Genomic DNA, 25232 nt, shown 5'->3' with positions numbered 1-25232 from the left:
CAAAATTTGTTAACCTTAGTCTTCAAAAAAAAATCAGTAGTGGTTATTATTTCATCTGTTAATTTTCAGTTGTGTTCCATTATACTGTACCGTTTTATCGGGAACCGGATTTGTGTCAAATCCTTTCGGTGTATCCTTCCCAACAAATACAATATGGAATGTACGCTCTTTCACCATGCCGTCAAAGTCTCCTTTTCGTTCGCCAATGGTTAATTCTTTAGATTTATCATCGTATACGAAAGGAATTGTTGTATACTGTCCCTTTTCGTAATTATAATTTGTACCTTCATCTTCATACAAAGTAAACGATGCATTCTTACCTGTGTAAACATAAATCGTAATTGGAGCTGCAGGTTTTTCGGATGCATATTGAATCGGCTCACCAATGGGGACGATAGATCCTTCCTTTACAAACAAGGGCATCCGCTCGTAAGGTGCATCAACCATCTTATTTTGACCGCCTGCAGTATAATTTCCATTATAAAAATCGTACCATCCGCTATTCTGAGGGAAATAAACTTCGCGGGAACGGGCTTTATAGGTGTAAACCGGACAAACAAGAAAACTTGGACCAAACATATACTGATCACCCAGATCGTTTACTTTAGCGTCGGAACCAAAATCCATCACCATCGGACGCATGATTGTGTAATCGTTCAAATATACTTCTCCGGCCATTGTATAAATGTAAGGCATAAGGCGATAACGCAATCTGTCGTAGTAGACAATGCTCTTGTAGGCTGGATCGGTTGCCGGAGCAATATTATACACTTCTCTATATGGGAACTGACCATGTGTACGGAATAATGGAGCAAAGGCGCCAAATTGTGTCCAACGGCTGTTTAATTCACGCCATTCTTTAATATCCTCCGAACCCTCTTTCGCCCTTTCATAACGCTTCTCAACACAGAAACCACCAATATCCATGGTCCAATACGGATTACCGGAAAGAGAATGATTTAATCCGGCAGAAATCTGAGCTTTGAAATCTTCCCATCGTGTACCAATATCTCCACTCCAGGTAGCCGCACCATACTTTTGTAATCCGGCAAAACCAGAACGGGTTAACAAGAACACACGTTTATTATTATCGACCGACCGTTGTCCTTTATATATCGCCATCGCATTCATAAGCGCATACGTATTAAAATATTTGGCAGACGGGCCCATGGCCGTTGGTGTCATCAACTCCTTACGATACTCTATACTCGCATTGGAAAGAATATCCGGTTCAGAGGCATCCATCCACCAAGCATCAAATCCTTTAGAATAGAGGTGCTCCTCCATTTGTTTCCAAAACAGATCGCGGGCTCCTTCACTGTAAGCATCGTAAAACGAACCTACATAACCCTGACCAATCCAATCTTTTATACTGTCTTTTACAGCACGTTGATACATCCAGCCTTTTTTATCAAATTCTTTGTAATGCTCTGTTGTTTCATAAAATTTAGGCCAAACAGAAATCATCACTTTTGCATTTAATGCATGCGCATTATCCACCATACCTTTTGGATCAGGAAACCTGGCTGCATCAAACTCGTGGCTACCCCATGATTCTTGTGGCCAATAACTCCAGTCAACAACCATATTATCTACCGGAATTTCTCTGCGACGTAATTCCTTAAGAGCATCAAGCAATTCATCCTGAGTTTTATAGCGTTCCCTGCTTTGCCAGAAACCCATTGCCCATTTAGGCATAACCTGAGCTTTTCCAGCTATTCCACGGTATCCTTTCATAACATCATCCATTGAATCTCCCTTTATGAAGTAATATTCAATCTGATCACCTATTTCGGAAGAAAGCGAAAGCTTATTTTGTTCTGAAGGGTCTACAGGCGATAAAAACTTTAAGCCGATATAGGATACTCCACCATCCGGAAGCCATTCAAGTTTTATATGGTATTTTTTTCCGGCCTCCATGGATACTCCAAATTTGGCAACAGAAGGATTCCAGGCTGTACGCCATTTTGCGGCCATCAGCTGTCCATCTATCCAGATTTTTGTATAGCCTGCATAATACAGTAAAAAGCGATGTACACCCGAGTCATCTGATTGTATCTCGCCCTCCCAGGTAATTTTTGAATTGTAGAATGGGAAATCAGCAGGGAATTTCTTTACAGTAGTAAGATTTTCATAATCTATTGTATTTTCAATACGCGATACAAATACATTATTTGCATCTCCATTAACCATATAGGTTGCTGTTAAACCACCCTCATTTCCATCTTTATCAAACAATTTCAAGTCAGATAATTGAGCGTAATCACGTGGATCACCAAACTTAGTTACAGAGTAATTATCCCAGAATATTCCATAATTCTTATTACTAACAATAACAGGAATAGAAACTTTGGTATTATATTGAAAGAGAATTTCATTCTTGCCTTTATAATTGAACTCATCGGCCTGATGCTGACCTAATCCATAGAATGCCTCGTCGTTAGGTGATTCAAACACCTGACGAATATTGTACCCTTTTGTACCTTCAATTTCGACTGGAATAAATGTTTTGCCGCCACCTTTGTTTTCTTGTAAAATTGTATTTCCATCCAGATCCTTAAATTCTACCTCTCCAGTTTTAAGATCGGCGAATGCCCTTAGTGAAGCCGTCTCTATAACAACTTTACCATCCTTTTCGACAAGTTTCCAGTCGTTAAAAACAGGCAGCTCATCCACTACCAAGCTTTTTGCCGTTGAAAAGGTATCAGCAGCAGTAGCCGAAACGCGTATTACTTTATCATTGACAACAGTTAATTTAAGTAGTCTGGCATTTCCATCCGTTTTATTAAGATGAATAATAACACCATCAACAACCTTCTCATATGAAGAACTACAAGAAAAGAGAATTAAGGAAAGTAAAGCAAAACAGAGCAGCTTCTTAAACATTGCACTAAATTTAAAGATTAAACTAAAAAAAATTGCATCAGTCGTCTGATAAACGACTGATGCAAAGATATGTTTAAGCTTTATCTTCCTTTATGCCTGATGTTAAAGCAGCAAGGATACTTTGTTACATGGGGGGAATCTTTTGTTTCATAAGTATACCTAAAATGTAAAATTACTCGTCTACCGCCCCTTTACGATTACCATATTGCGAAGGCAATACATCAAATTCATCTTTAAAGTACTTACGGAAATACTTCGGATTATTAAACCCAACCTCATAGGCAATTTCAGATACAGACAGTTGACTCTCCTCTAAAAGCTGAGCGGCACGCTTAAGACGAATCACCCTGATAAACTCAATAGGAGTCTTTCCGGTAATGGATAATAGCTTTTTATACAGATGGACACGGCTCATACCCAACTCCCTACTTAGCTCTTCGACTGAAAATTCCGGATTGGAAATATTTGCTTCCGTATAATCCAGTGCTTTTTTAATTAGTTTATCATCAAGAGAGCTGACCGAAATCTTAGATGGCTCTATTTTAATATGCTGCTTGAACATAGATTGGATGCTCTTTCGTCCTTCAATGATATTGTGAATTTTGAGTTTAAGAATTTCCAGATTAAATGGTTTTGTTATATAATCGTCTACTCCGGCCATCAATCCTTCCAACTTACTCTCTTCACCACTCTTGGCGGTAAGTAAGATAATTGGAACATGCGACGTTCTGATATCAGCTTTCAAGGCTTTACTCATCTCTACGCCATCCATTTTAGGCATCATAACATCACTTACTATAATATCTGGTATTTCTTTCAGAGCAATCGCCATTCCCTCCATTCCATCAGAAGCCTTTAAAACTACATAATGATGCCGAAGCCTTTCTGCAACAAAATCGCGGAAGTCATCATTATCTTCCACCAATAAAATTTTGGGAAGAGATTGAAGTTGTTCATCTTTTTCTTCGGTCAACGTTTCATTTTCAAGCATGTCATCATTTCCTTTTACGGAAATTTGTTCAGGCACATCACCCTCTTTATAGGGTATGGTAACAGTAAAGCAGCTCCCTTTACCCATTTCACTTTCAACCTCAATATCACCGCCATGCAGATTTATAAATTCTTTAGCTAAATGGAGGCCTATGCCACTACCTTGATACGAGTTAGTGTCGGCACTTTTAATCTGATAGAAACGTTCAAATATTTTGTCGAGTTTATCAGTTGGAATTCCAATTCCCGAATCAGAAATACGAATCCGTATCGACTTCTCTGTTTTATTATCTGGTAATTCAACAAGTTCCATATTTACCTTTACCTCTCCATTAGCCGGCGTAAACTTATGTGCATTGGATAAAATATTCAACAACGCCTTAGACAACTTATCTTCATCAAATCTGGCATACAAATGATCGATGGAAGATGTAAAGGAAAACTTAATCGATTTTCGCTGCATCAATTCATTGAATGAACTACATAAATCCTTTACAAAAAGAACTATATCTCCTACAGAAGGCTGCAAGGTATGGCCGTTAACATCTAATTTACGGAAATCCAGCAGTTGATTTACCAGATTCAATAGATTCTTTGCGTTTTTACGAATTATAAGCAGCATTTCTTTTTCGTCCGAATTCTCCTTCTTCTTTAAAAGCTCTTCCAATGGCGTTAGAATTAGCGTTAGCGGAGTACGGAATTCGTGACTAATATTTGTAAAGAAACGTAATTTAATTTCGTCCAACTCCAATTGTTGCGATGTTCGCATTTTCTCTCTGGCATAGGCCAGTTTCTTTTCTGCTCTTCTGGTTGAATACTTTATGTAGTAGTAAATCAGAGACAAAATAACAAGTAAATAAAAGGCATAAGCCCAAGCAGTCTGCCAAAAAGGAGGACGAACCGTTATGAGTAATTTAATAGGATTTTCGCTCTCGAGGCCATCATTGTTCACCGCTTTTAAATAGAAGGTATATTTTCCCGGGTTTAGGTTTGTATAGGTAACTTTACGACCTATTCCGTCGGCTTCCAGCCATTGTGTATTAAAGCCATCCAATTTATAATAAAAACGCGATTTGTTTGGCATACAATAATCAAGTGCTGCAAATACTATGGAGAAGTAATTATCGGAATAATCTAATTCGATCTCTTGAGTATGGGTAATACTCTCTTTTAAAATGGTACGACCATTATATTTTTCTCCGGGTTTCAAACTTTTATTATAAAGCTGAAAATCAGTTATTACTACTTTAGGTTTATTGCTATTATAAATAATGGCATTGGGTGTAAAGATGTTGAATCCTAAAGAACCCCCAAAAATTAATTCCTGTTTCGAAGTAATATAAGCAGCATTGTAATTAAACATTTCACCTTGCAACCCTTCCGAACGGTCGTAAGTAACTATCTTAAAGAAATAACCTGGAGTTTCATTGGCTGTTGTAACCTTTACACAAGACAAACCACTATTAGTACCGATCCATAGGTTATGATCCGCATCTTCCTGAATACTTTGAACCAAGTCTGCAGAAAGACCATCCTTTACGTTAAATGTACGCATGTCGCGTGTATAAGCATTAAACATAATTAATCCATTGCGCGTTCCTATCCACAACAATCCCCTGCTATCTTCGTAAAGATTATTAATATCATATTTGCTGAGCTGCATTTTATTAAATAATCCAGGTTCATATTGTTCTAGTTTATCAGCTGCAACATTATATATCCATAATCCACTTTGAGCACCAATCAGAATTTCACCAGATTTCTTCTGGATTATTGAATAGACCGATCCATCCGTAATAAAATGCTTTAATCGTTTCCCTGTTGCAGCATCTATTACAACCACACCTCCCCGCAGAGTACCCACCCATAAATTACCAGAGGTATCGTTCATGATATCCCATATGTTGTTATCTGTAAGTACATCCGGATTATTTGGATTAAATCCGTAATGCGTAAACTTCTTGCCATCAAAACAATCCAGTCCCTCCAGGTAATAACCAATCCAGAGCCGGCCTTGCGAATCGCCGGACAGACTAACGATAACATTTCCAGAAGGGCTGTTAGGATCTCCCGGGCGATGCGGATAATTTATATATCTTTCATTTTTCCTGTCAAAATAAATTAGTCCGCCACCATTGGTTCCAATCCAGATATTACCATCGGAAGTTTCATGAAAACAATTTATATCATTATATGGCAACTCAGCTTTTTCTGTAACTGATTTAAATTTAAAAACACTTTCATGATAATAACATACCCCCATCTTATAGGTCCCTACCCACATGATACCTGTATCATCACGGTATAAGCATTTAACGGTATTCTGAGTGATACTAAATTGATTTTTCTCATTATGAGAAAGATAGGTAATCTTGCCGGATTTCTTATTTACTATATTAATGCCTCCATGATCGGTACCAATCCAAATTAAACCTTTGTCGTCTTCATCAACAGATGTAACAATATTTTTTGTTATCCGATACGGAGCATTTGCTGTTTCGGAATACACATGCCATTTGTTTTGCTGCACATTATAATAACCCAATCCAAAATGTTCGCCAATACCATACATCCATAAGTCGCCTGCACTATCTACAAATAAACGCATATCGACCAGATTTCGCATTTTTATTTTTTGTAACATAGAGCTGTCTCGTTTGATAATTTTATGTGTCTGCGCATCCATGCATTCAACCAAGCCATTATCGAACAAAAACCAGTAACGGTTACTGCTTTGCTTTATATCTGTAATTATACCGGTACTGAGGTTCCCGGCGCCACCTTGCTTGTTTATAATTAGTTTTTTCTTTTTTACATCGTACAGGCGAACATCTTCGGGAGTGATAAACCAATAATTTTTCCCCAGATCAATATACAAATTTGTAAAAGAAGTAACTCCGGCAAACTTGTTGAAGATACTGTGCAAGTCCTCTTCAAACTGCTCTTTTAAAGGATTATAGATTGCATAACCGGCTCGTGTAGTTAGCCACAGCAGTCCATCTTCTGCTTCCTGTATTCGCAGAATATCATTATTATAGCTACTTGCATTGTCCTGCAGATTATGTTTATAAATCGTAATTTCGTATCCGTCGTATCGATTTAATCCGGATGGTGTTCCAAACCAGATAAAACCGGTTTTATCCTTATAAACACATTTCACTTCACTGTTTGAAAGTCCGCTTCCAACATCTACGCGATTAAATTTATAATTGTCTTCTCCGGTTTGAGAGAAAAGAATTTGAGGCAAAACAAGCCATACGAAAAAATATAGTAGTGGTTTTATCTTATTCATCTGTTGTTGATTTCAGTATTGCATTGCAAATATAAAAAGAAAAGGGCATCACTGCTTAGAGACGCCCTTTTTCTTTTTATACTATTTGGAAAATTATCCGTTCATAGAAGCCAGAAATTCCATGTTATCGTAGGTTTGCTCCATACGTTTCTTAACAAACTCCATTGCTTCCAGCGAGTTCATATCCGAAAGATATTTACGTAAGATCCACATACGATTTAATGTGGCTTCATCCTGCAGAAGATCATCACGTCTTGTACTTGAAGCCGTTATATCTACAGCTGGATAAATACGCTTATTAGATAATTTTCTATCAAGCTGAAGCTCCATGTTACCTGTACCTTTAAACTCTTCAAAAATAACATCATCCATTTTTGAACCAGTTTCAGTTAAAGCGGTGGCAAGAATAGTAAGACTACCTCCGTTTTCGATATTACGGGCAGCACCGAAGAAACGTTTTGGTTTCTGAAGTGCATTGGCATCCACCCCACCCGACAATACTTTACCCGAAGCCGGCTGTACTGTATTATAAGCACGTGCCAGACGAGTGATAGAGTCAAGCAAAATAACAACATCATGTCCGCATTCAACCATTCGTTTTGCCTTATTCAGAACAATTTCGGCAATTTTCACATGGCGCTCAGCCGGTTCGTCAAATGTAGAAGCAATTACCTCTGCATCTACGCTACGGGCCATATCCGTAACCTCTTCAGGACGTTCGTCAATCAATAAAACAATCATATATACCTCTGGATGGTTGGCTGCAATTGCATTGGCAATATCCTTAAGTAACATTGTCTTACCAGTTTTAGGCTGTGCAACGATAAGTCCGCGTTGTCCTTTTCCAATGGGTGAGAATAAATCTACCACACGAACTGCAATCTTATCATATACTTTTGGAGTATTTCGGGCAGTAAGCATGAACTTCTGATCCGGGAATAAAGGGGTAAGATGATCAAACGGTACCCTGTCGCGAACTTCTTCGGGAGTACGGCCATTGATTTTATCCACTTTAACAAGTGGAAAATACTTTTCACCTTCCTTTGGAGGACGTATGGCTCCTTCTACCACATCTCCTGTTTTTAAACCAAACAGTTTGATCTGAGACTGAGAAACGTATACATCATCCGGCGAAGTAAGATAATTATAATCAGATGAACGAAGGAATCCATAACCATCCGGCATCATCTCCAATACACCCGTACCAATCAGTATTCCATCAAATTCATATGGCTTCTCCTGTGAAGCTACAGGCTGAGATGCATTTCTTGGATTATTAAAATTGGCTTGGCGTTGGTTCTGCTGACGAGCATGATTTTCTGGTTGAGCAGCTTTGGGAGCTTCTGGTCTTGAAGGAGTAGATGAGAATGGAAATACCTGATCAAGTACGGAGCTGGTTCCTGCACCACTGTGTCTGAATACAACTCTTTTAGGTTCATCAGAAGCAGTTGCAGCAGGGGCATCCTGTTGTTCTACCTTTTCTTTATCGGCAGCCACTTCAACAGTTGGTGTAACCTTCTTTTCGGCTTCGGCAACCGGTTGTTCTTTCTCTGCTTTAAATTCGATTGTATTTTGAACCGATTGTTGAACTGGTTGAACCGGAGTTGTTGTAACAACTACTGTCTGATCTTTTGAATCTGCCGAAACAGCTGCTCCAGCTACCTTTTCCTTTTTCTCAATCCGAATTCTCTTCTTGCGTTCCTGCGATTCAGCAATAGGCTTTACCTCTTTAGTGGCAGGTGTTTCAACTACCACAGGCTTAACCTCCTGAGCTTTTACCTCTGGTGCTGCTTTCGTCTCTGCAGCAGATTTCAATACCGGAGGAGCTAAGGTTGATTTTGTTTCTTTTACAGCAACTTGCTTGACATTTGGCTCTTTATCTGTATTAGGTTTAGGGCTTTTTGCCTTGGGTGCTGCTGATTTAGCCTGAGGAGCTTTTGCTTTTGCTTGTTGTTTTTCGGCTTTTTTAGCCTCTTTTTCTTTTTCTTTTTCTGCCTGAATACCTGCATATGAAATAGCCTGCTCATCAAGAATTCGATAGACAAGCTCTTCTTTCTTTAAAGATTCGGCTTTCTTGATACCTAACTCTGAGGCAATTGACTGCAATTCCGTCAGAAGTTTTTCATTTAGTTCTAGAATGTTATATTTTTGCATATTGCGTAGGAATAATATCAACGGCGCACAACATGCTCATCATTACGATGCGTGCACAACGTCATCATTGTATCATTATAAATTTGGTAATAAAATCATTTTGAATAATACCGGACTGTTTACTCGATTTGATGCACCGAAAACATATCTGTGTAGTAAAACTGTGCAAATTTACTAAATAGTTTTCACATTTAGTAATTTCAATCGATAAATTTTAGTTTTAAAACTCTTTTTGTTGTTTTTTCAATGCGATACCTGTTATCTGTACGTTCACCAACAATCCAGATTACATCTTGTCCACTGCATAAAAGCCATGTTTTCTCTTTATCGAACAGCGAAAATTTCTTATCACTAAAATAATCGCTAACTTTTTTCTTTCCTTTCATTCCGAATGGAACAAACCAATCTCCCTCTTGCCAATGTCTTAAAACGAGGGGAAAAGATAATTTATCAAAATCAAAATAAGCAAACTTTCTATCTTTTTCGATCTGGTAGTCTTCTTTAATAACAACTATCTCGGGTTTAAGTTCAACGGGCAAATCTACATTATCATCTTCCAGGTTAATTAGATAAGCTCTGTTATCCTCTCCCGACAGAACATCAATCAGCAAATCGGAACGATCTTTAAGCAGGCGGTGGGTGGATGAATAAAAGATTTTCCCGGAATCTTTATCAAGTACAGTAAAGATAGATTCGCAGACTGTTCGGCTAAACCCATAGGGTTTAAGCATTTCATACAGAATGGTTGCCGGTGCTGGAAACGATAATAAAGCAGAAATAGACAATCGGTTGTTTTGGATTATTACTCTTCTGGCTTCTTCAATCGAGTGATTATAAATCAGCGAAGCATCGTACAAATGATTTGTCGTTCGGGCCAAAGAAGCTTTAACAGACGGATTGATCTCTTCCAATAAGGGAATTACTTTCAACCGGATAAAGTTACGTGTGTATATATCAGAACTATTGGAACTGTCTGTTACATATTCCAAACCGTTTTTTTCTATATAAGCATAAATATCCTCTCTGGATACACACAGCAATGGACGTACTACATTCCCATTTTTGGGTTTAATACCCGTTAAACCTGTAATCCCGCTACCCCTTGTCAGATTAATAAGCAGTGTCTCCACACTATCATCCCGATGGTGAGCCACGGCAACCGCATCGGCATCGTATGTATTAAGAAGCTCTTCAAACCATCTATACCGCAGTTCTCGGGCAGCCATTTCTACAGAAAGTCTGTTCTCCTGTGCATATTTATTGGTTTCGAAGGATATTTTACATAAAGGAACCTGTAACCGTTTGGTAAAATCGATCGTAAATTGCTCGTCTCTGAAGGATTCGTCTCCACGCAAATTAAAATTACAATGAGCTGCAATGCATTTATATCCTAAGGATACAAGTATATGAAGCAAAGCAACAGAATCTGCTCCGCCACTTATTCCAACTACAACCGGCTTTTCGCCGGATAGCAATTGGTGCTGAATAATGTATTGCTGTATTTGTTCCTTCATAAAACAACATAGGGATACGTTTTGCGTATCCCTATCTGTATGCTTCGGTAATTGTTTATACTTCTACGCCAGCCAATTCCGGGTCGATCATAATACGACCACAATATTCGCAAACAATGATTTTCTTACGAAGTTTGATGTCCATCTGCTTCTGGGGCGGTATTTTATTAAAGCAACCACCACATGCATCACGCTGGATATAAACAACAGCCAAACCGTTGCGTGCACCTTTACGGATACGTTTAAATGCCGACAATAAACGAGGTTCGATGGAAGCTTCAAGCTTTTTGGCCTTTTCTCTAAGTTTTTCTTCTTCCTGTTTGGTTTCAGAAACAATCTCTTCCAATTCGCCTTGTTTTTGAGCAAGGTCGGCCTTACGTCCATCCAATGTCTCGGTAATCTGGGCGATTTCCTCTCTTTTCGCAACTGCTGCAGCACTGAACTCACGAATTTTCTTTTCAGAGAATTCAATTTCCAGTCCCTGGAATTCAATTTCTTTCGAAAGATTATCGAATTCGCGGTTATTACGTACGTTATCCAACTGCGATTTATACTTTTCAATCAGTCCGGTTGAATCAGCAATCTTGTTCTTTTGTTCTACAACAGAAGTCTCGAAGTACTTAATTTCAGACTGATAATTTTGAAGACGAGTTTCAAGACCTGCTATCTCATCCTCTAAATCCTGAACTTCCAAAGGCAGTTCACCACGAAGCGTCTTGATCTTATCGATCTCAGTCACCATCGTCTGAAGTTGATACAGCCTGGAAAGCTTTTCTTCAACTGTAACTTCTTTTTCAGCTGATTGTTTCTCTGTAGCCATTCTATAAATATTTTACCGGGTTTGAATTAACATTCGAAAAATGCAGGGCAAAGGTAGGAAATTTTTTTGATATTATTGTATAGAATATATCTTTTGTACATTCTTCCGACTCATAATGACCAATTACAGCCAATAATATCCGATCTTCCACATTATAATAGTCGTTATACTTCGCTTCGCCCGTAATAAATACATCGGCGCCATAAGCTATGGCATCTTTTATCAGGAATGCTCCGCTTCCGCCGCAAATAGCAACTTCACGTATATTTTTACCTGTAAAAGGAGAATGCGTCAAGCTTTTTAAATGGAATATATTTTTAATCCGTAGTAAAAAGCTCTGTTCATCTTCACTTTCGGGCAACTCTCCTACTACACCGGAACCTGCCTGTGTCCAGTTATTTGCCAGCGGATACAAATCGTATGCAGGCTCTTCGTACGGATGAACAGACATCAGCGACTTTATTACTGCACTTTTCATACTTACGGGAAGCACTGTTTCAATACGTACTTCGGGTTCTGTATGCAGGTCGCCTATATCTCCGCAGAAAGGATTAGCACCCTCTTTTGCTCTGAAACTACCCTCTCCACTCACATTGAAGCTGCATGAATCGTAATTGCCTATACAACCTGCTCCGGCATTGAACAATGCCTGCCTTACCGCTTCGGCATGTGATGCGGGTACGAATGTGACCAATTTAAGCAAAGATGCCTTCAGGGGACTTAATATCCGTACGTTTTGCAACCCTATCATTTCGGCCAATTTATAGTTCACTCCTCCCGTGGCATTATCCAGGTTGGTATGTGCTGCATAAATCACCAGATCATGTTTACAGGCCTTTATCATACATCGTTCGATATAGGTAGAACCGGTCAACGATTTAAAGGGCTTAAAGGCCAGCGGATGGTGCGAAATAATAAGATTACAATCCAATTCGAGGGCTTCATCAATAACCTCTTCGGTAACATCTACACAAAAAAGCACACCGGTTGCAGGTTGGTTAATATCTCCAACCTGCACACCGGCATTATCAAAGTCTTCTTGTAATGGCAGCGGAGCATACTGTTCTATTTCTTTCAGTATATCTCTTACACGTACCATCTTATTCCTTTATGTCTACTACCAGATTCAACTCTTCCAGCTGTTCGATATCAATTGGTGCAGGTGCATCAATCATAACATCGCGTCCCGAGTTGTTTTTCGGGAATGCAATACAATCTCTGATCGAATCGAGACCGGCAAACAAAGAAACCCAACGATCCAGACCATAAGCCAATCCACCATGAGGAGGAGCACCATATTTAAATGCATTCATCAGGAAGCCAAATTGTTCCTGAGCTTTCTCGTCTGTAAATCCAAGTAATTTAAACATCTTCTGCTGCAAGGCACTGTCATGAATACGGATAGATCCACCTCCCACTTCGACACCATTGATAACCATGTCATAGGCATTGGCGCGAACTTCTCCGGGGTTAGTATCCAACAGCGGAATATCTTCCGGCTTTGGCGACGTAAATGGATGGTGCATGGCATAGAAACGCTTAGTTTCTTCGTCCCACTCAAACAAGGGGAAGTCCACTACCCATAAACATACAAAATTATTTTTGTCACGCAGTCCCAGTTGATTTCCCATTTCGAGACGTAATTCACACAATTGCTTACGTGTTTTCATTACATCATCTCCCGAAAGGATAAGAATCAAGTCGCCCGGTTTAGCATTAAAGGCTGCTTTCATCTCCTGCAACGTTTCCTGGGTATAGAATTTATCCACACTCGATTTAACAGTACCATCTGCTTCTACGCGTGCATAAACCATTCCTTTGGCTCCAACCTGCGGACGTTTAACAAAATCTGTAAGGGCATCCAGCTGCTTACGGGTATAAGATGCCGCACCTTCTGCGCAAATACCCCCTACATAGGCTGCATTATCAAAAACAGAGAACCCTTTACCTTGCATGATGTCCATTAATTCTACAAACTTCATATCAAAGCGAAGGTCCGGTTTGTCGCTTCCATAATACTTCATGGCATCGTGCCAGGTAATACGTGCAAACGATTCTTTATATTCTATACCACGGATGGTTTTAAACAAATATTTGGCCATTCCTTCAAATAATGAAAGAATATCTTCCTGTTCTACAAAACTCATTTCGCAGTCAATCTGAGTAAACTCAGGCTGGCGGTCGGCACGAAGGTCTTCATCACGGAAACACTTCACAATCTGGAAGTAACGGTCAAATCCCGAAACCATCAGCAATTGCTTAAAGGTTTGAGGCGACTGTGGCAGTGCATAAAACTGTCCGGCATTCATACGCGAAGGAACAACAAAGTCGCGTGCACCTTCGGGAGTCGATTTAATAAGCACCGGAGTTTCCACTTCCAGGAAATTCTGTTGATCAAGATACTGACGCACGGCAATGGTCATCTTATGACGAAGCTCCAGGTTGGCACGTACAGAAGAACGACGCAAGTCCAGGTAACGATACTTCATACGCAGGTCGTCTCCACCATCCGTGTCATCCTCAATCGTAAACGGAGGTGTAACCGAGCTATTCAAGACGTTTAAGTCCGAAACAATGATTTCGATCTCGCCTGTTGGAATATTCATATTTTTACTTGAACGCTCTTTTACTGTTCCGGTTGCCTGAATTACAAATTCGCGTCCCAGTTTATTTGCCTTTTCACAAAGATCGGCATTTGTTTCCTGATTAAACACCAGCTGCGTAATACCATAACGGTCACGAATATCGACAAAGGTCATCCCTCCCATTTTACGGGTTTTCTGGACCCAGCCGGCCAAAATTACGACTTCCCCTTCATTGGCAAGGCGTAATTCTCCACATGTTCTGTTTCTGTACATAAAGGTATAAATATGTATAATTGTTTTCTTTTACAAACGATACTGCAAACTTACATAAAAATACTTTATTAATTCTTGTGATGATTGAAAAAGTATCAATAAAATGGAATCCTTTTTTTGTTAAAGTGATCGGATAAGGCTGCGCTTCACTGTTGGGAAGTAACTTCTTTAAAATGTGTGCACACCAAATAAGGATTCGTAGATGTTGCAACATAAAACAATTATACCGATTGATAGTTTGCAGAACTTTCCGAAACTAACAACCGGTATATAGTATGATAAACAGCCTCAGGTTGGTCTAAATGTGTATGCAGACCAGACCGGGACTGATTGAAATCATTAAAAGGAATGATGCCTCATTAAATAATACACATTATTCGTGAGCCACTTTAGTATGATTTGGCAAGACCAAATTCAGAATAACACCGATCAATGAAGCTAAACCAATTCCTGCAATGGTAAATTCGCCAAACTGAAATACTGCACCGCCGATACCGAATGTAAGAATCAACGACGAAATAATCAGGTTACGGGTATTACCCAGATCTGTTTTATTTCTGATCAGGTTATTGATACCAACCGAAGCAATCGTTCCGAACAACAGCATCATAATTCCACCCAACACTGGTGCAGGGATAGTTTTTAACAATGCACTTACCTTTCCAAAAACTGAAAACAAAATACCTGCAACCGCAGCAATACGAATAACAACAGGATCTGTAATTTTGGTAAGAGAAATAGCTCCTGTTACTTCCGAATAGGTAGTTACGGGAGGTCCTCCGATGATACCGGCCGCAGCACAAGCCAATCCATCACCCAACATGGTACGATGTAATCCCGGATCTTTCACAAAATCTTTTCCGGTAACCGAATTTACCGCATAAATATCACCCACATGTTCAATCACCGGAGCAATAGCAACCGGGGCTAAAAACAGAACTGCTTCCAAAGAAAAATGTGGAGTTACAAATTGAGGTAACGAAAACCAGGGTGCAGCAGCTACCGGTGCCAAATCAATGTCAAAAAACAGCAGACCTACTACATAGCCAACAATTATTCCTGAAAAAATAGGAATAAGCTTAAGCAAACCCTTACCCAGCATTGTAACACATACTGCCGTAAATAAAGCTACCAGAGCCAGGATCCAGTTATCCTTAGCCATGTTTACTCCGGTTCCAGCCAAAGATAAACCGATAAGAATAATTACAGGACCTACCACTACCGGAGGAAAAAGCCGGTGGATAAAACTAATTCCACGCCATTTGATAAGCAAACTCATTATTCCATAAACGGCACCCACAGCTACAAATCCGGATAATGTTCCCGGAAGGCCGTACAATTCGGTCGCCTTCAAAATAGGCGCGATGAATGCAAAACTACTTCCTAAAAAAACCGGAACTTTACCTTTGGTAACTAAATGAAAGATAAGTGTGCCAAGTCCTGCGGTAAAGAGCGCAGTAGAGGGATCTAACCCAACGAGAAGCGGCACTAAGACTGTGGCACCAAAAGCCACGAACAAGAATTGAACCCCTACAACAGTTTTTTGAAAGGGATTTAGGTGTTGATTTTTCTCCATTAAATTTAGTACATTTGTGCAAAGATAAATAATTTATCCAAATTTTATATAATGATGGAATCTGCAAACAAAAAAAATGAAAAGGCGTATTTGGCTTCAGGTTGTTTTTGGGGAACTCAATATCATCTGAACAAAGCATTTGGCGTTACGTCTACCTTTGTTGGTTATATGGGCGGCGAACTTGAAAACCCTACCTATCCCGAAGTTAAAACCGGACTTACCGGGCATGTGGAAACAGTGGAAGTGAATTTTGATCCGGAAGAGATCTCATTCGACAAGGTATTGGAATTATATTTTGAGACACACGACTTTACACAAGTTGGCGGTCAGGGTCCCGACATAGGCACGCAATACAGATCTGTAATTTTCTATACAGACGAAAAACAGAAAGAAACAGCAGAAAAGTATATTGCTATTTTATCGAATATGGGGCACAAGGTCGCTACCGCGTTAGAGCCCGCCTGTAAGTTTTGGGTAGCAGAAGACTATCATCAACATTATTACGATAAAAAAGAAGATACACCTTATTGTCATATTTATAAAAAAATATTCTAACGCAGGATAAACATCTTTCGTATTTCTTTAATATTCCTGAGTTGTTTGAAGATGTCCCCAAATTGAGTATAAAATAACTGCTTAATTGCAACGCACAATGACAACCAACATCCGGATGGTTATTTGTAAATGCAATGATTTTTAAAGGTAGATTTATGGTTTTAGCAACAATTTTTAGACTAAAATATTTGGCTATTCCAATTACATTTTCTATCTTTGTTGTACAGAAAATGAGTTAAGCCGCACTTGTTCGATTGGCAAACTCATCAGTATTTTTAATTCCGAGACAAGCTCTCGTTGTCAATGGCGGGCCGCACCCTTCGGGGCATGCATCGCACAGCGGATTACAAAGACGGCGAAGCACTCAAAACCTGTCACACGGAGTTTATTCATATCTTCAGTGCGGCTTTCTTTAACATAGCAAAGCGGAAATCTTAAACGGTTTCCGCTTTTTTTATCTCCCCTGTACACCTTCCTGTCTTTTCAATTATTTGAGATTCATGCTTCAACATCAATTACAATGCGCGGGTTTATTTTATTATTTCATCGATAAACGTATTATATAACAAAGAAAATTCCTTTGTGTTACACGCGTAACCTTAACTAAACTAAATCCATCTTCCCTATAACATACTACTTTCCCTATTATGATTTAATATTTTGAATACGAAGATCTATTCGTTTGCCAATTGTGCATCTTGCGTTTGTCATATGTTGAACGCAAAGTCAACAATTGGATAACTTGCGTTCAACATATGTCAAACGAATAGTTCATAGTTATAAAGATAATAGTTTATAGTTACAACAGAGATAATTTATCGTTATGAAACAAATAGTCCCCCGTATGCTTAAGGGAAGTACACAAGCCAGTCCTCGAAAATAAGTCAGCAATAAATAAGCAGGATATAATAAGGGATAGGATGTTTAAAACCTGAATGTTAATTCTGTACTGGAAGAAGCTCACCTATGTACAAAAAAAATATCGTGAGACAATATACATTGCTCACGATATTTAATATTGTTAATAAAAAACTTACTTAACCTTTGCTACGATAGCTTTGAAGGCTTCTGGGTGATTTACAGCCAAATCGGCTAATACCTTACGGTTCATTTCGATTCCGGCAGCGTGTAAAGCTCCCATCAAACGTGAGTAAGACATACCTTCCAAACGTGCAGCTGCGTTGATACGTTGAATCCACAATGCGCGGAAGTTACGTTTCTTGTTACGGCGGTCACGGAAAGCATAAGTCAAACCTTTTTCCCAGGTGTTTTTTGCTACGGTCCAAACGTTTTTTCTTGCACCATAATAACCTCTGGTAAGTTTTAAAATCCTTTTTCTTTTTGCTCTTGAAGCAACATGATTTACTGATCTAGGCATAATTCTAATCTGTTTTGAATGTTAGCGCCATCTTTCGATGAACTTTAATTTGCTAATGCACTCGGTTAATAAAAATCGTTGTTTAAAACTCGCTGTTAATTAAGATTACTTAAGGCAAAGCAACTGCTTAACGTTGTTTACATCCACTTTGTCTACAAGACCAATGTGTGTAAGATTTCTTTTGCGCTTCGTAGTCTTTTTAGTCAAAATATGACTTTTAAAAGCGTGTTTTCTTTTGATTTTACCTGATCCGGTAAGGGCGAACCTCTTTTTGGCACCGGAATTAGTCTTCATCTTAGGCATTTTCCAATTTATTTTAATTATTAACTAATAAACGTTCTTTCAAACGTTTTTATTCATTTTCGTTATTCTCTTCAGAGACAGGCTTTGGTTTAGGTGTTACGATAACCTTTTTAACCGGAGCTGCAGGCTGTGAAGGCTTTTGCGGCTGTGGAACCGGAGCTTTCTTGGGAGTAAGCATAATAATCATACGCTTGCCTTCCAATACCGGAAGCTGTTCAACCTTACCATAATCTTCCAAATCATTGGCAAATCTCAGAAGCAAAACTTCTCCCTGCTCTTTGAAAAGGATCGATCTTCCCTTAAAGAAAACATAGGCTTTTACCTTAGCTCCCTCTTCAAGGAACCCTTTAGCATGCTTTAATTTAAAGTCATAATCATGGTCATCTGTCTGAGGTCCGAAACGAATTTCTTTTACCACCACTTTAACAGATTTAGCTTTCTGCTCTTTCTGACGCTTTTTTTGCTGATAGAGAAATTTCTGATAATCGGTTACTTTACAAACGGGGGGGGCAGCATTTGGCGAAATTTCAACAAGATCAAGTCCCAAGTCTTCAGCAATTCGCAATGCCTGTGATGTAGGGAAAACCCCTTGTTCTACGTTATCACCCACTAAACGAACCTCACGTACACGGATACGTTCGTTAATTCGATACTGTTCTTTCAGATTGTCATTCTTCATTCAAAAAGATTTATTCTCCTCCTTATTAGTTATTTACCTTCTTTCTTTTGCCAGTGGTTCATCATTTCTTCCACTTCTGCATTCAAAAGCGATGCAAAGGTAGTAATATTCATCGAACCTTTATCACCTTCGCCCTGTTTTCTTACAGAAACTTCATCATTTTCTGCTTCTTTCTCTCCCACAACCAGCATATATGGGATGCGCTTCAATTCATTGTCACGTATCTTACGGCCAATTTTCTCATTTCTATCATCAACAAGGACTCTTATATCCTGATCTTCAAGCATAGAAGATACCTTATAAGCATATTCGTTGAACTTCTCGCTGATAGGCATGATTACCACCTGGTCTGGTGTAAGCCACAAGGGGAATTTACCTCCAGTGTGCTCGATAAGAACTGCAACAAATCGCTCCATAGAACCGAACGGAGCACGGTGAATCATAACAGGACGGTGTTTCTTGTTATCATCTCCGGTATATTCTAGTTCAAAGCGCTCGGGCAGGTTATAGTCAACCTGGATCGTTCCAAGCTGCCAGCGACGGCCAATGGCGTCTTTAACCATAAAGTCGAGCTTTGGTCCGTAGAATGCAGCTTCGCCAAGTTCTACTTTAGCCTTAAGACCCTTTTCCTGACATGCTTCAACAATAGCTCGTTCTGCTTTGTCCCAGTTCTCGTCAGAACCGATATATTTTTCTTTATTATTGGGATCTCTCAATGAAATCTGTGCTTCAAAATTCTCGAAGTCGAGTGCTTTGAAAATTATGAATATAATATCCATCACTTTTAGGAACTCATCCTTCAGCTGATCCGGACGGCAAAACAGGTGGGCATCATCCTGCGTAAATCCACGAACCCGAGTCAATCCATGCAACTCGCCGCTTTGCTCGTAACGATATACCGTACCGAACTCTGCAAAACGAATAGGCAGATCCTTGTAAGAACGTGGAAATGCTTTGAAAATTTCGCAGTGATGCGGACAGTTCATTGGCTTTAGCAAGAACTCTTCGCCATCCTGCGGTGTATGGATAGGCTGGAATGAATCTTTTCCATATTTTGCATAGTGACCAGAGGTAATATATAATTCCTTCTGTCCGATATGCGGAGTAATTACCTGCTGGTAACCGTAACGCTTCTGAATACGTTTCAGGAAGTCTTCCAGGCGCATACGCAATTGCGTTCCACGGGGCAACCACAAAGGTAATCCCTGTCCAACTGCCTGAGAGAAGGTAAACAATTCAAGTTCTTTACCCAACTTACGGTGGTCACGCTTCTTAGCCTCTTCCAATAGAGCCAGATACTCATCAAGCATCTTCTTCTTAGGGAAGGTGATACCGTAGAGACGAACCAGCTGTTTACGTTTTTCGTCACCTCTCCAATAGGCACCGGCAACGCTCAATATCTTAACAGCCTTAATGTAAGACGTGTTTGGTAAATGCGGTCCGCGACACAAGTCGGTAAAGTTACCTTGTGTGTAGGTGGTAATCGTACCGTCTGCCAATTCGCCGATCAGCTCTGTTTTATAGGTTTCTCCCCGATCGCCAAACATTTTGATGGCATCTTCTTTGGAGATACTTTCTCTTTTAATACTCTCCTTGCGCGCAACCAATTCCAGCATTTTAGCTTCGATAGCCGGAAAATCGCTATCTTTAATTGGTGTTTCGGGATCTACATCATAGTAAAATCCGTTCTCTATCGCCGGACCTATACCAAACTTGGTACCGGGAAACAGCTCCTGAAGCGCTTCGGCCATAAGGTGAGCACTGGAATGCCAGAAAGCATGCTTTCCTTCTGCGTCATCCCACTTAAACAATTTAACTGCCGAATCCGAAGTAATAGGTCTCGTTAAATCCCATATCTCTCCATTAACGCTGGCAGCCAACACATCCTGTGCCAAACGGGAACTGATGCTTTCTGCAATTTGCATCGCAGTTGTTCCTTCAGCATATTCTCTTACGGAATCATCCGGAAATGTAATCTTTATCATATTCTGCACATTCATTTTCAAACTAGGATGCAAAGGTAGCATTCTTTTTTTAAATTATTAACTATTTACCTAAAATCTTCATTATCCAACTGTAATAAAATTAAAATTGGAACATCTTATTATCAAACAACGAATTTACTGGTTACTTGTCATCCGCTTTATAATGCTATACGAATTTATAATTCCAAGTTCGCCAGCCTTACTCAAGTCGGCAATACCCCGATCGGTATCTCCTAAAGACAATCGCGTAAGTCCTCTGTTAAAATAGGCTTCCGCAAATTCCGGATCACGTCTTATAGCTTCATTATAGTCTTCGATAGCGGCTCTGAAATCGCGCTGTACACACCGCAGGTTACCCCTGTTGAAATAGGCGTATACATAACCCGGATTAAGTTGGATAACTTTATCATAGTCGCGGACAATCAGTTCATGTTCGTAAGCACGTTTGTTATCTTTCAACTTAGCCGTTGAAGCATCGGCCGATGGTGCGACAAGGCTCTGCTGTTTAGAGGCTGTACTGAGGTTAAGACTGTTATTTTGCTCCTGACTGCTGTAGGTGTCCGTCTGCGAAAGCTCGTATTCGAGACGCTTGTAACGGACAACAGCTCTGTTAAAATAGGCCATGGCAAAAGAGGGATCCAGTTCGATCACTTTATTAAAGTCTTCAATTGCTTCGGCAAAGTCCTGCACCAGCATATAATCAAGCGCTCTGCCAAAGTATGCATTGGCAAGATTCGGATTTGCGGCCAGCTTGGCAGAATAGTCGTTAATGGATGCAAAATGCATTCCAATCTGCGCTTCGGTAAGGGCTGCCTCTTCATTTGTAACAAGCAATTTCCTTGGAAGCAGCATTTTTGAATTATAAGACTCGATCATCTTGTCGTAATACACGATCTTCTTTACCTGCTCTGCCTTTTCATAGTATGTAAGAACGAACAGCGGCTCCAGGTCTACACGTACATGGCGATCCTGAACACGACCTCTGACTTCGCTCTGATACTTGCTCTTGCGCTCCTCTTCTTTGTCGTATACTACAAGTCTGTTGAACTTATTTATATTTTTATCCGATTTTTCGCGGGTATTTTCTTCGTTATCGGTCTGCGTACCTGAACCATTCTGTGCAACTGCAGCGTTGTTTGGTTTGGCAGCCGATTTGTCTTTCTTCATCTTCTGCTCCATTTCAAAGGCTGTCCAATAATCTCTATCGGCCCCCTTCTCATCCCTTAACTTGCGTTTTGCCTCTGATCGGCTGTAATAACCCGGCAGAAAGTTTGGATATTGCTCCAACACAACATTAAAGTCGGCTATAGCTCCCCTATAATTACCCGTTTCCATAAACAACAAGGCCCGGTTGTAATATGCCATATAGTTATCGGGTTCCAGTTCAATTACTACATCAAAGTCTTCGATTGCCCGGTTGTTATCACCAACCTGAAAGCGGAGTAATCCCCGATTAAAACGGGCAATCAGATTCTGACTATCCATCCAGATCACCTGATCATAGTCGGCCATGGCCCCTCTGAGGTCATTCAGCTGGTATTTCACCAATCCACGGTTTATATAATATCCCCCTTCTCTGGTTTCGAGACGGATAGCTTCGTTTAGATCATCCAAGGCCTGCGGAAGTTTATTCATCTGATAATGCAACAACGCTCTGTTGCCATAAGCCTGGGCGTAGTAGGGATCAAGTTCAATGGCTTTATTATAGTCGGCCAACGCTTTGATAGAATCGCCCTTTTCAAGATACATAGCACCACGGGTCAGGTAGTTGACCGTATATTTAGGGAAGAGCTTCATAAGTTTATCGAATTCAGTCTCAGCAGCCTTGAAGTTTTTCATCTGAATATTTGCAACCGCCTTGTTAACAAGCATCTGACGGTCTTCGGGCTTAAACTCAAGTCCTTTTGTATAATCGGCAATGGCACCTTCGTAATTATCCTGACTTTGCCTTGCAATACCCCGGCAGTAGTAGGCCTGTACTAAAAAAGGGTTCCGCTCAAGACATAAAGTACAGTCTTCTTCGGCCCCCTTGAAATCATCTAAATTCACTTTCGCTATCGCCCTGTAAAAATAGGGTTCTGCCAACCATGGCTTCGATCTGATAACCTGATTAAAATATTGAATAGAAAGTACATAATCTTCAAAATATAATGCATTCCTCCCAATAGCAAGTACCCTGTCAGTATTTATCTGAGCGACCAGCGAAAGTGAACATAATTGTATCAGTAAAAACAGTATTGCCTTTTTCATCCTAAATTGCATAAGTTTGAAAGGCAAAAATAAGTAATTTATCTCACTTAGGTTCTATTTTTAGCATCAAATGATTCTTACTGATTTTTTCTCCTTCCTGAACATGCATCTCAATGATAACACCAGACACTGGAGCAACTATTCGATTTTGCATTTTCATAGCTTCATGTATTAGAAGCAATTCGCCGGCTTTAACCTCTTGTCCCTGCTCTACATCTACACGAATAATGGTTCCTGGAAGTTTAGAAATAACATCACCCGGAAAAGGCTTCTGCCAAACTTCGCGAGCTAAATATTTATTTGTTAATAATGTTTTGTATTTACGTGCTGTAACTACAAAATCAACATATTCATTCTTTTCCATTTTATTCAGTTTAATGAAAGATATATTTCATAAGAGCCGGCAACAGGCCAGCTCTTATATTTATTGATCAGAACGGAGGTATTCCGTGTTTTTTTGCAGGACGGTCTTCGCTCTTCAATACAGACAGTTTCAATGCATGTAGTAGCAACGAACGTGTTTCCTTTGGCTCAATTACAGAGTCAATAAAGCCTTTGGATGCCGCCACATATGGATTGGCAAACTTCTCAATATACTCTTTCACTTTTTCCTGACGCATTGCATCCTGGTCTTCTGCTTCCATAATCTCTTTTCTGAAAATTATATTGGCAGCACCTTCCGGACCCATTACGGCAATCTCGGCACTTGGCCATGCAAACATAAAGTCGGCACCAAGGTGACGTGAATTCATGGCAATGTAACCACCACCATATGCTTTACGCAAGATTACGGTAACCTTAGGAACAGTAGCTTCAGAATAAGCATACAATACCTTAGCACCGTGACGAATCACACCGGCATGCTCCTGGTCAACTCCAGGCAGATAACCAGGCATATCTTCTAGTGTAATAATAGGAATATTAAAGGCATCGCAGAAGCGGATAAAACGAGCAGCCTTGTCTGAGCTGTCGCAATCAAGCACACCGGCCAACACCATAGGCTGATTAGCTACGAAACCAACTGTTTCGCCACCCATACGACCAAATCCTATTACAATGTTTGCAGCCCAAAGCTCCTGAATTTCAAGGAAGTCAGAGTCGTCAACAATACACTTAATAACATCGCGTACATCATAAGGTTTCTTAGGATCTGCAGGAACAACCTGTTCGATGTTTAATTTTGCAGAAGGTTCTTTTGGTTCGATAGATTTTGCACGTTCCATGTTATTCCATGGAATAAGGCTTACCAGTTTCTTGATTTGGTCAAAACATTCAAGCTCGCTCTGTGCATAAAAATGGGCATTACCTGTAATTTCGGCATGTACGCGGGCACCGCCAAGGTCCTCCATTGAAATATCTTCGCCTAAAACTGTTTTAATTACATTCGGACCGGTAATAAACATCTTAGAAATATTTTCTACCACAAATACGAAGTCTGTTAATGCTGGAGAATATACTGCACCTCCGGCACATGGGCCTAAGATTAAAGAAATCTGAGGAATTACCCCCGAACAGATTGTATTGCGATAAAAAATTTCTCCGTAGCCAGCCAAAGCCCCTACCCCTTCCTGAATACGAGCACCACCCGAGTCATTGATTCCAATGATTGGGCACTTCATTTTCAAGGCGTGATCCATGATTTTAGTGATCTTACGTGCGTGCTTTAATCCTAAAGATCCACCTGCAACTGTAAAGTCCTGAGCGTAGATACAAATAGGTGCGCCAAAAATGGTACCGGTACCGGTAATTACTCCATCTCCATGCAACACTTTATTTTCCATGCCAAAATCACGGCCGTCATGGTCAACGAACAAGTCGTATTCATGAAAAGAATTCTTATCCAATAAGGTAATGATTCGTTCGCGAGCGGTTAATTTACCCATCGCAACCTGCTTTTCAATCGCAGCTTCACCACCACCCATCTCTACAAGAGCTTTACGTTCCCGAAGATCCTGAATGTTTTTACTTAATGATGTCATATTAATAAATTAA

16 protein-coding genes are annotated in these 25232 nt (G+C 39.9%); 1 reads left to right on the top strand and 15 read right to left on the bottom strand.

The window, feature by feature from the left end:
* Positions 1-51 precede the first annotated feature (51 nt).
* The 8 genes from F5613_RS00320 to F5613_RS00285 all read right to left on the bottom strand — a co-directional run bounded on the left by F5613_RS00320 (position 52) and on the right by F5613_RS00285 (position 16090).
* Positions 52-2886: a TIM-barrel domain-containing protein gene (locus F5613_RS00320; protein WP_179398243.1), complete on the bottom strand. Its 2835-nt coding sequence runs from the start codon at positions 2884-2886 to the stop codon at positions 52-54.
* A gap of 172 nt (positions 2887-3058) precedes the next feature.
* A complete protein-coding gene (locus tag F5613_RS00315; RefSeq protein ID WP_179398242.1) occupies positions 3059-7168 on the bottom strand; it encodes a hybrid sensor histidine kinase/response regulator transcription factor in 4110 nt (1369 codons plus the stop codon).
* Between the two features lie 93 nt (positions 7169-7261).
* Entirely contained in the window at positions 7262-9322 is a 2061-nt protein-coding gene (gene rho, locus F5613_RS00310; protein WP_179398241.1) for a transcription termination factor Rho, read from the bottom strand.
* 200 nt (positions 9323-9522) lie between these two features.
* Complete coding sequence (tilS, locus tag F5613_RS00305; protein ID WP_179398240.1) at positions 9523-10836, bottom strand: tRNA lysidine(34) synthetase TilS; 1314 nt, start codon at positions 10834-10836, stop codon at positions 9523-9525.
* A 55-nt stretch (positions 10837-10891) separates the two neighbouring features.
* Positions 10892-11656, bottom strand: coding sequence for a zinc ribbon domain-containing protein (locus F5613_RS00300; RefSeq protein ID WP_079683012.1), 765 nt, complete (start codon positions 11654-11656; stop codon positions 10892-10894).
* Position 11657: 1 nt separating this feature from the next.
* The gene (locus F5613_RS00295; protein WP_179398239.1) at positions 11658-12755 is read right to left on the bottom strand and encodes a Nif3-like dinuclear metal center hexameric protein; all 1098 of its coding nucleotides are present in this window, start codon (positions 12753-12755) and stop codon (positions 11658-11660) included.
* A 1-nt stretch (position 12756) separates the two neighbouring features.
* A complete protein-coding gene (aspS, locus tag F5613_RS00290; RefSeq protein WP_079683014.1) occupies positions 12757-14514 on the bottom strand; it encodes an aspartate--tRNA ligase in 1758 nt (585 codons plus the stop codon).
* 373 nt (positions 14515-14887) lie between these two features.
* Entirely contained in the window at positions 14888-16090 is a 1203-nt protein-coding gene (locus F5613_RS00285) for a uracil-xanthine permease family protein (protein ID WP_179398238.1), read from the bottom strand.
* A 51-nt stretch (positions 16091-16141) separates the two neighbouring features.
* Between F5613_RS00285 and msrA the strand changes: the two genes are divergently transcribed.
* Complete coding sequence (msrA, locus tag F5613_RS00280; protein ID WP_246303305.1) at positions 16142-16645, top strand: peptide-methionine (S)-S-oxide reductase MsrA; 504 nt, start codon at positions 16142-16144, stop codon at positions 16643-16645.
* Positions 16646-17678: 1033 nt separating this feature from the next.
* On the opposite strand, the gene rplT is transcribed toward msrA, so the two are convergent.
* From rplT to F5613_RS00245, 7 genes are all read right to left on the bottom strand, one after another.
* On the bottom strand, positions 17679-18023 hold the full coding sequence (gene rplT / locus F5613_RS00275; protein WP_068183962.1) for a 50S ribosomal protein L20: 345 nt from the start codon (positions 18021-18023) through the stop codon (positions 17679-17681).
* Between the two features lie 105 nt (positions 18024-18128).
* Positions 18129-18326, bottom strand: a complete 198-nt coding sequence (rpmI, locus tag F5613_RS00270) for a 50S ribosomal protein L35 (RefSeq protein WP_068183964.1) — start codon at positions 18324-18326, stop codon at positions 18129-18131.
* A gap of 49 nt (positions 18327-18375) precedes the next feature.
* Complete coding sequence (gene infC / locus F5613_RS00265; protein WP_179398237.1) at positions 18376-19005, bottom strand: translation initiation factor IF-3; 630 nt, start codon at positions 19003-19005, stop codon at positions 18376-18378.
* A 29-nt stretch (positions 19006-19034) separates the two neighbouring features.
* Entirely contained in the window at positions 19035-20990 is a 1956-nt protein-coding gene (gene thrS / locus F5613_RS00260; RefSeq protein WP_179398236.1) for a threonine--tRNA ligase, read from the bottom strand.
* A 135-nt stretch (positions 20991-21125) separates the two neighbouring features.
* Complete coding sequence (locus tag F5613_RS00255; RefSeq protein ID WP_179398235.1) at positions 21126-23240, bottom strand: tetratricopeptide repeat protein; 2115 nt, start codon at positions 23238-23240, stop codon at positions 21126-21128.
* Positions 23241-23283: 43 nt separating this feature from the next.
* Positions 23284-23604, bottom strand: a complete 321-nt coding sequence (locus F5613_RS00250; RefSeq protein WP_068183970.1) for an acetyl-CoA carboxylase biotin carboxyl carrier protein subunit — start codon at positions 23602-23604, stop codon at positions 23284-23286.
* 67 nt (positions 23605-23671) lie between these two features.
* Positions 23672-25219 carry an acyl-CoA carboxylase subunit beta gene (locus F5613_RS00245; RefSeq protein ID WP_179398234.1) on the bottom strand — a complete coding sequence of 516 codons (1548 nt, stop codon included), beginning with the start codon at positions 25217-25219 and terminating at the stop codon, positions 23672-23674.
* Between the last annotated feature and the right edge of the window lie 13 nt (positions 25220-25232).

The organism is Macellibacteroides fermentans (assembly GCF_013409575.1).
Lineage (GTDB): Bacteria > Bacteroidota > Bacteroidia > Bacteroidales > Tannerellaceae > Macellibacteroides > Macellibacteroides fermentans.
Note: the sequence above shows the minus strand (reverse complement) of the source record. Positions and strands in the feature narration are given on the sequence as shown.

Excerpts from the sequence above, each read along its gene's own strand:
- F5613_RS00320 (WP_179398243.1), bottom strand. The coding sequence starts at position 2,886 with ATGTTTAAGAAGCTGCTCTGTTTTGCTTTACTTTCCTTAATTCTCTTT.
- F5613_RS00315 (WP_179398242.1), bottom strand. The coding sequence starts at position 7,168 with ATGAATAAGATAAAACCACTACTATATTTTTTCGTATGGCTTGTTTTG.
- rho (WP_179398241.1), bottom strand. The coding sequence starts at position 9,322 with ATGCAAAAATATAACATTCTAGAACTAAATGAAAAACTTCTGACGGAA.
- tilS (WP_179398240.1), bottom strand. The coding sequence starts at position 10,836 with ATGAAGGAACAAATACAGCAATACATTATTCAGCACCAATTGCTATCC.
- F5613_RS00300 (WP_079683012.1), bottom strand. The coding sequence starts at position 11,656 with ATGGCTACAGAGAAACAATCAGCTGAAAAAGAAGTTACAGTTGAAGAA.
- F5613_RS00295 (WP_179398239.1), bottom strand. The coding sequence starts at position 12,755 with ATGGTACGTGTAAGAGATATACTGAAAGAAATAGAACAGTATGCTCCG.
- aspS (WP_079683014.1), bottom strand. The coding sequence starts at position 14,514 with ATGTACAGAAACAGAACATGTGGAGAATTACGCCTTGCCAATGAAGGG.
- F5613_RS00285 (WP_179398238.1), bottom strand. The coding sequence starts at position 16,090 with ATGGAGAAAAATCAACACCTAAATCCCTTTCAAAAAACTGTTGTAGGG.
- msrA (WP_246303305.1), top strand. The coding sequence starts at position 16,142 with ATGATGGAATCTGCAAACAAAAAAAATGAAAAGGCGTATTTGGCTTCA.
- rplT (WP_068183962.1), bottom strand. The coding sequence starts at position 18,023 with ATGCCTAGATCAGTAAATCATGTTGCTTCAAGAGCAAAAAGAAAAAGG.
- rpmI (WP_068183964.1), bottom strand. The coding sequence starts at position 18,326 with ATGCCTAAGATGAAGACTAATTCCGGTGCCAAAAAGAGGTTCGCCCTT.
- infC (WP_179398237.1), bottom strand. The coding sequence starts at position 19,005 with ATGAAGAATGACAATCTGAAAGAACAGTATCGAATTAACGAACGTATC.
- thrS (WP_179398236.1), bottom strand. The coding sequence starts at position 20,990 with ATGATAAAGATTACATTTCCGGATGATTCCGTAAGAGAATATGCTGAA.
- F5613_RS00255 (WP_179398235.1), bottom strand. The coding sequence starts at position 23,240 with ATGAAAAAGGCAATACTGTTTTTACTGATACAATTATGTTCACTTTCG.
- F5613_RS00250 (WP_068183970.1), bottom strand. The coding sequence starts at position 23,604 with ATGGAAAAGAATGAATATGTTGATTTTGTAGTTACAGCACGTAAATAC.
- F5613_RS00245 (WP_179398234.1), bottom strand. The coding sequence starts at position 25,219 with ATGACATCATTAAGTAAAAACATTCAGGATCTTCGGGAACGTAAAGCT.